Annotated in this window: 7 protein-coding genes; 3 read left to right on the top strand and 4 right to left on the bottom strand. The window is 51.3% G+C overall.

Translation table 11 applies throughout. The features are described from left to right. Both JU82_RS04765 and JU82_RS04760 read left to right on the top strand, forming a co-directional pair. Window positions 1-419: nucleoside deaminase (locus tag JU82_RS04765; protein WP_037947207.1), on the top strand; the 419-nt coding region annotated here is incomplete at its 5' end. Beyond that, window positions 419-1,285, top strand: coding sequence for a TraB/GumN family protein (locus JU82_RS04760; protein ID WP_037947204.1), 867 nt, complete (start codon window positions 419-421; stop codon window positions 1,283-1,285). The genes JU82_RS04765 and JU82_RS04760, both read left to right, overlap by 1 nt. A gap of 35 nt (window positions 1,286-1,320) precedes the next feature. Here JU82_RS04760 and JU82_RS04755 read toward each other — a convergent pair whose 3' ends face one another. The 4 genes from JU82_RS04755 to JU82_RS04740 all read right to left on the bottom strand — a co-directional run bounded on the left by JU82_RS04755 (window position 1,321) and on the right by JU82_RS04740 (window position 6,278). Continuing rightward, window positions 1,321-2,202, bottom strand: coding sequence for a CoB--CoM heterodisulfide reductase iron-sulfur subunit B family protein (locus tag JU82_RS04755; RefSeq protein WP_037947201.1), 882 nt, complete (start codon window positions 2,200-2,202; stop codon window positions 1,321-1,323). Window positions 2,203-2,212: 10 nt separating this feature from the next. Further along, window positions 2,213-3,190: a succinate dehydrogenase/fumarate reductase iron-sulfur subunit gene (gene sdhB, locus JU82_RS04750; protein WP_037947197.1), complete on the bottom strand. Its 978-nt coding sequence runs from the start codon at window positions 3,188-3,190 to the stop codon at window positions 2,213-2,215. Window positions 3,191-3,200: 10 nt separating this feature from the next. Further along, window positions 3,201-4,913, bottom strand: a complete 1,713-nt coding sequence (locus JU82_RS04745) for an FAD-dependent oxidoreductase (RefSeq protein ID WP_037947194.1) — start codon at window positions 4,911-4,913, stop codon at window positions 3,201-3,203. A 180-nt stretch (window positions 4,914-5,093) separates the two neighbouring features. Beyond that, window positions 5,094-6,278 carry a diguanylate cyclase gene (locus JU82_RS04740; protein ID WP_294892141.1) on the bottom strand — a complete coding sequence of 395 codons (1,185 nt, stop codon included), beginning with the start codon at window positions 6,276-6,278 and terminating at the stop codon, window positions 5,094-5,096. A 164-nt stretch (window positions 6,279-6,442) separates the two neighbouring features. Between JU82_RS04740 and JU82_RS04735 the strand changes: the two genes are divergently transcribed. Next, window positions 6,443-6,739 (top strand): AIR synthase related protein (locus JU82_RS04735; protein WP_037947189.1); only part of this gene is annotated, 297 nt, incomplete at its 3' end.

The following is a 6,739-nucleotide window of genomic DNA, read 5'->3' as shown; positions in this document are numbered from 1 at the left end:
AAGCCATCCGCGAAGCGGAAAAAGGGCGGGAAGAGGGGGGAATCCCCATCGGATCGGTGCTGGTTCATCAAGGCAAGATCATCGGTAGAGGGCACAACCGCCGCATCCAAAAAGGGAGCGCTATTTTGCACGGCGAGATGGATGCGCTCGAAAATGCGGGACGGCTGAGCGCTTCGGTTTATAAAGAGTGTACCCTTTACACGACCCTCTCCCCCTGCCCGATGTGCTCGGGGGCGATCGCACTTTACGGAATCCCGCATGTCGTGATCGGCGAAAACCGCAATTTCAAAGGGGAAGAAGGGATGCTTGCCGCGCGCGGCGTCACCCTCGATATTCTCGACGATCATACGTGCGTCGACATGATGGAGCGGTTTATACGCGAAAACCCTAAACTGTGGAACGAAGACATCGGAGAATAATGCGCCGTTTGATTTTTCTCTTTCTGCTTCCTCTCTTTGTCGTTGCGCAGCTCTTCGGCGATTCCAGCGTCTGGAAAATCAGCAAGGGGAGGGAGACGATGTACATCGGCGGGACGATACACATACTGCGTTCTTCCGATTTTCCGTTGCCGGATGAATTTGACCGTGCGTATGCGCTGTCCGATACGGTCGTGTTCGAAACCGATCTGGAAGGAACGCAGAACGAAACGTTCGCCGCCACCTTAGCGCAAAAAATGTTTTTCCCCGCTGGAAAAACGCTCTCGAATACCCTCAAGAGCCAAACGTATGCGGCTTTGAAGAAATACCTTGCATCGCAAGGAGACGACATCAAAAAATACGAGCGGCTTCGTCCGTGGGCGGTCATGCTGGTGATGACCCAGACGGTACTGGGACGCAGCGGAATCGACCAAAGCGGCGTCGATGCGCATTACAGCCGGCGCGCATCGACTGAGAATAAGCCGCAGCGCTATCTGGAGACTCCAACGGAGCAAATGGCACTCATTACCCGAATCGGCGAAGGGGAAGAAGATGCGATGATCCTGCAATCGATTCGCGAAATGCGGATGATGCCCGAAATGATCGACTGGCTGGTACGTGACTGGCGCGAAGGCAAAACAAAGCGGATGGAGAGCGAACTGGTACAGGCGATGAAGCACGAATCCCCGCAGATGTACCGTCTAATTCTTAAAGAGAGAAACGACGCGTGGATGCCCAAGCTTATCGGCATGATGCGAGAAGGGAAAAAAGGATTTGTTCTGGTAGGTACGATGCACTTGCTGGGACAGGACGGAATGTTGAAACAGTTTGAAAAAGCAGGATATACGGTAAGCGTTTTTAAAGAGTAGAAGGATTTCGGGGAATCATCCCCGAAGAAAGCCGATTAAATGAAATCGACTTTGGTAACGTGGTGGCTAAGACCCAGTTCGGCAGGGGTGCAACCCAGAGCCAGGCCGACCATCTGCTGCATGTGAAGAACCGGAAGGGAGACTTCGCGGCCTATTGCGACGGAGGCGTGGTGGGTTTGCGTATCGAGTTTGAGATGACAGAGTGGACATGGCGTAACCATCCAGTCGGCATTGGCATCCATTGCTCCGGCTACGGCATTGCCCGTTAAAACGGCTGCGGTGCGCGGAGACTGAAGCTCGGCATGGAAGCCGCAGCATTTGTTTTTCTCGGCGTAATCGACGTTGGCTCCGCCGCACGCGATGATCAGGTCATCCAGCGAAGTAGGGTTGTAAGCGTTTTCAGGGCTTTTATGTGTTGCGTTCTGAAGCTCGGACGGGCGAATGTTGTGACAGCCGTAGAACGGTGCGATATTGAACTGGCTCAATGGTTTGACAACCATCTCTTTGATTTTATCAAGCCCGAAATCATCGATAATCGCGTATAAAAAGTGGGTGATTTGGGAAGTCCCTTTGTACTCCAATCCCACTTCGGCGAGTTTTGCGTTCACTTTTGCTTTAAGCTCTGCATTGTTATCAAGACGGTGTTTGGTCATAGCCGTATTGAGTTGACACGTGTTGCAGATCGTCACCATGGTCAGACCGTGTTTTTCAGCGTAAGCGATATTGCGTGCATTGAGGACGAGGGAGAGGAAATCGTCGTAATCTTGCAGATGCGAAGCGCCGCAGCATGAAGCCTCCGTCAACTCTACAAGCTCAATCCCAAGTTTATTGGCTACTGCCAGTGTCGACATCATTTGTTCCGGCGTGCTCTCTTTGGCAGTACAACCGGTAAAAAGTGCGTATTTTAATTTTTCCATTGTGTACTCCCTAGAACTTTACGGTTGATGAAGATTTGACCAGTTTTTTGATCTCATCGAGTTTGTCGGATTTCGGCATATTCCACGGCAATACGATTTTACCTTTGGCAAACATTTTGAGTGCTACCGGAACGTGTTTGAGTACGCCGATGTTCCCTTCGGAATAACGGACAAGTTCACCTTCGTCGAGCAGACCGTGTTTTTCGATCGAGTGGGCAAATCCGACTGCATGACGCGTTGCGACGTTGTTTTTCGCCACAGCTGCTTCAAAGATCATATTGTGGAGTTTTGTGATTTTTTCAATCGGGTTGACCTCTTTAGGACATACCTCCGCACACTCCATGCATTTAACACAATCCCAAACGCCCTGAGCTTCCTCATTGACGATGTGCAGACGCTCGATCGAGGCGTCATCGCGCACGTCGGCAGAGAAACGGTAGGCTGCGGCAAATGCCGCAGGCCCCATGTACTGCTCGTTGATCTCAAGCGAAGGACATGAGTAATGGCACGCGCCGCACTGGATGCAGTAGTCGGCTTCGAGGAGTTTTTCGGCATCGTGCGGACTGACAAGATTTTCCTGAGCCGGATGCTCGTCGATATCAGCTTCAAGGTACGGTTTGGCTTGCGCGTGTTTGTCCCAGAAGTCTTTTTTATCGATGATAAGGTCTTTGATTGCCCGTTTGGTGCTCAGAGGCTCGATCGTGATTTCGTTTCCGAAAATATCGATCAGGTCAAACAGACGGGTTTTACAGGCGAGAACCGCTTTGCCGTTGGTTTTGATCGCACACACGCCGCAGATACCGTGACGGCAGCTTCGGCGATACGACAAGCTTCCGTCGTGGTCCCATTTGATCCGGTTGAGGATATCGAGAACGACTTCTTCATGGGTGACGTCGAGGGTATAGGTGTTATAGTAAGGGAGGTAATCGGTCTCTTCGTTGAAACGGAAAACCTTAAACGTCACCTGTTGCGTTTTGAGTGAATCCATGTCGCTCTCCTTAATATGATCGTGCTTTGAGTTCATGGCGCCCGAGAGTGACATCCATATAATCAAGGGAAATATTGCCGTTTTCATCCATGTACGCCATGGTGTGCTTCAGGAACTTGTCATCATCGCGGGTCGGGAAATCTTCACGGTAGTGAGCGCCGCGGCTTTCTTGACGTGCCAGAGCGCTGGCGACGATGAAGGCCGAGTAATCGAGCATGTGTCCAAGCTCGATCGCTTCTTGCAATTCGGTATTGAAGATTTTCGACTTATCGGCGATACGGATGTTTTTGTAGCGTGCACGAAGGTCGCTCAGAATCTCCATTTGGCGTTTGAGGGTCTCAGCCGTACGGAAAACGCCGGCATTGTCGGTCATCGATTCTTGAAGTTCGTTGCGCAGGCCGCTGACAGACTCCTGACCGTTGTTGGTCAGAACCCAGTTCATTTCGTCGATCATACGCTGCGCATCGGCTTCGGTCGCTTTCATAAGCGGGATGCTGTCCACTTCGTCGATCATCGTTTTACCGACGAAACGTCCGAAAAGGAGCGCTTCGAGGACGGAGTTCGCACCCAGACGGTTCGCACCGTGGACGCTTGAACACGAGCATTCGCCCGCCGCGTAGAACCCTTCGACGAATTCGGAGTTGTTTTTGCGGACGTGGCCGTCTTTGTCCATCGGGATACCGCCCATCGAATAGTGGGCCGTTGCCGAGATCAGGATCGGCTCTTTGATCATGTCAAGGCCGAGGAAGGTGATCGCAAGGTCGCGCAGCTCAGGGAGGCGTTCCATGATTTTTTCTTTTCCGAGATGGACAAGGTCGATGTAAACGGCGTCTTTACGCGGTCCTACACCGCGTCCTTCGCGGATTTCCTGGATGATGGCGCGCGCAACGACGTCACGTGAAGCGAGTTCCATTGCGTTCGGAGCGTATTTTTCCATGAAGCGCTCACCAAGAGAGTTGAGGAGTTTTCCTCCCTCGCCGCGGGCCGCTTCGGAGATCAGTACGCCGTTTCCTGAAAGCCCTGATGGGTGGAACTGCACAAACTCCATATCTTCGAGAGGGAGGCCGTGGCGGGCAACGAGTGAAAGACCGTCGCCGGTGTTGGCGTGGGCGTTGGAATTGATTTTGAATGCACGGGCGTATCCGCCGGTCGCGAACATGACCGCTTTGGCATTGAAGATCGCTTTTTCGGAGTTGCGGATGTTGTAGGCGGCTACACCGTAGACTTTGCCCTCACGGTAGAGCAGATCGGCAACGTACCATTCGTCCCAGAACTCGACACCTTCACGGTAAGCTTGTTCGTAGATCGTTTGCAGCAGGGTAAGACCGGTGCGGTCTTTGGCGAAGCAGGCGCGCGGAGAAGATTGTCCGCCGAAAGGGCGTTGAGCGATCGTTCCGTCTTCATTACGGCTGAATGCCGCACCCATGCGCTCTACCCAGCGAATCGTTTCAGGAGCTTTTTCACACATGAACTGCACAACGTCCTGGTCGGCGAGATAGTCGGAACCTTTGACGGTGTCAAATTCGTGCAGTTCGACACTGTCCTGATCGCTGAACGCGGCATTGATACCCCCCTGAGCGGCGCCGGAGTGGCTCCGCAGAGGGTGTAGTTTGGTGATAACGGCAACTCTTTTACCGTTTTTTTGCAACTCGCGTGCCGCGGCACAACCGGCCAGCCCGGCTCCGACGATTACCGCATCATAAGTATAAATGGGAATACTCATACGCCTTCCTTCGTTGATAAAATCTGTGGACGATTATAGCGCGCCGCTCCTTGAGCAAGATTAAAAAAGAGACGGAAGCGCTGCTGAGGGTGAAAGAAGGAATAAATGTCTACAATTGTAACAATATGGAGAGATTAGGCTGTTAATATGAGTGAAATGGTTACATATTTGATCGTTTCGCTAGTAGGTATCGGATTGTTCCCGCAGCTTTGCAACGCGGTTTCCGCCGTTTTCTTTGGCCAGTTCAATCAGTTCAACGGCATCGGCAATGGCCTCATCCAGAGATTTCAGAGGCGTTTTCAGCAGGAAACCGGCGCTTAACGTAAGGCGCATGGCCCCTTTCGCGGTTAGAAAAGTCGATTCATGAACCGCTTTGACGATGTGCTCGCATTCGTCAAGCGCCTCTTGCTTTGTCGCGCGGGACATGACAAAAATCAGACGGTCGTCTTCCGTATGGGCAATGATGTCCATGGGCTGTTCGTACAAAGAGATCATTTCGGCCAGTTTTTTATAGACCGCTTTTTTGTCTTCTTGGGTGTGTTCGGCGTTCAGCAAAGCATACTGATCGATTTCAAAAATACACAGAAAAACGGTATTGCCCGCCTTTCCCGTTTTTTTGGTATTAAACGTGTTGAGCAACCCTCTATCGTTGTGCAATCCGCTGATGGGATGGGTGAGATGCGAGGACAAAACGACCTGCGAGGATTTGCGAGAGAGTTGTTTGAGGATATAATCGATTTCACGCGTTTTGGGCCGATGTTTGGCGCCGTCTACATCCACGGAACATGCACGGTTTATGTCATCATAGATATGATTTAGCCGGATGCGGAAATAAAGAAATGCCGCCAAACCGAATAAAAAGACGATGATTGCGCTGATTTTTGCCGTTGCAATCGATGTTCCGACGGCATGAATCTGATAGTCAAGCATCCGGTCAATGTCTGCAAGATAGGCAGTGCGTGCGGTCATGACCCGCGCATAATAGGCATCGCGTGCCGCAATCGGAGATTCCGACCAGATCAGGGCGTTGTCCTCAAAGTTTTTGGATGATACGCCAAGTGAGCGCAGAAGGGAAGATCGCTCATCGCCGGAAGTGACAAACGAATCGAGCAAAACCTCTTCTCCGGAGAGTTTAACTGCGAGCGAAAGCTCGGCCATCGCGCCGTTAATAAGGATAGAGGCCATTTTCGGATCGGTGAGATCGGTATTGATGATTTTATCGATTAGAAGGTGTTGATGTTTGAGTGCGTTGAGGCGTTCACCGTACTCGGAAATATGGAACAGTTGCAGTGTCAGCAGCGCGACGCCGGCCCCGAGTCCCAGCAAAACGGCTTTGAGATTGAAAAAAAAACGTTGTATCGACATGAACGCCATCACCTTCCTGCCACAGGGCAAATGATAATAATTAATAACAAATATATGCAGTATTCTAACATAAAACAGTGGGCATTTGAAACTTAACGCTTCCGTAAACTCTTTTCGACTATAATAAATGATTCAATTTGCTCACAAAAAGGCGATACAGATCGGTGAACGCGGAATACTATTTTATCGATGCCTTCAGGACGCTTCGAACCCGTATCGGCGATGACGGCGCGCGGATAGGCAACCGGGTGTACAGCAAAGACCTTTTTTTCGAAAACGTTCATTTCAAACGCCGATGGCTGAGCCCGTATCAGATCGGCTACAAAGCGATGATTGTGAACATTTCGGATGCGGTCGCGATGAATGCGATCCCAAAATACGCCCTGTTAGGGGTAGCGATGCCAAAATCGATGAGCCTGCATCAGATGGATGAGCTGGCGGACGGGATCAAAGATGCGGCG

The sequence above is a fragment of the Sulfuricurvum sp. MLSB genome (genome assembly GCF_000747095.1).
Lineage (GTDB): Bacteria > Campylobacterota > Campylobacteria > Campylobacterales > Sulfurimonadaceae > Sulfuricurvum.
This window is presented reverse-complemented; position numbering and strand designations above follow the sequence as displayed.

Coding starts and splice junctions, on each gene's coding strand:
- JU82_RS04760 (WP_037947204.1), top strand. CDS start 419: ATGCGCCGTTTGATTTTTCTCTTTCTGCTTCCTCTCTTTGTCGTTGCG.
- JU82_RS04755 (WP_037947201.1), bottom strand. CDS start 2,202: ATGGAAAAATTAAAATACGCACTTTTTACCGGTTGTACTGCCAAAGAG.
- sdhB (WP_037947197.1), bottom strand. CDS start 3,190: ATGGATTCACTCAAAACGCAACAGGTGACGTTTAAGGTTTTCCGTTTC.
- JU82_RS04745 (WP_037947194.1), bottom strand. CDS start 4,913: ATGAGTATTCCCATTTATACTTATGATGCGGTAATCGTCGGAGCCGGG.
- JU82_RS04740 (WP_294892141.1), bottom strand. CDS start 6,278: ATGTCGATACAACGTTTTTTTTTCAATCTCAAAGCCGTTTTGCTGGGA.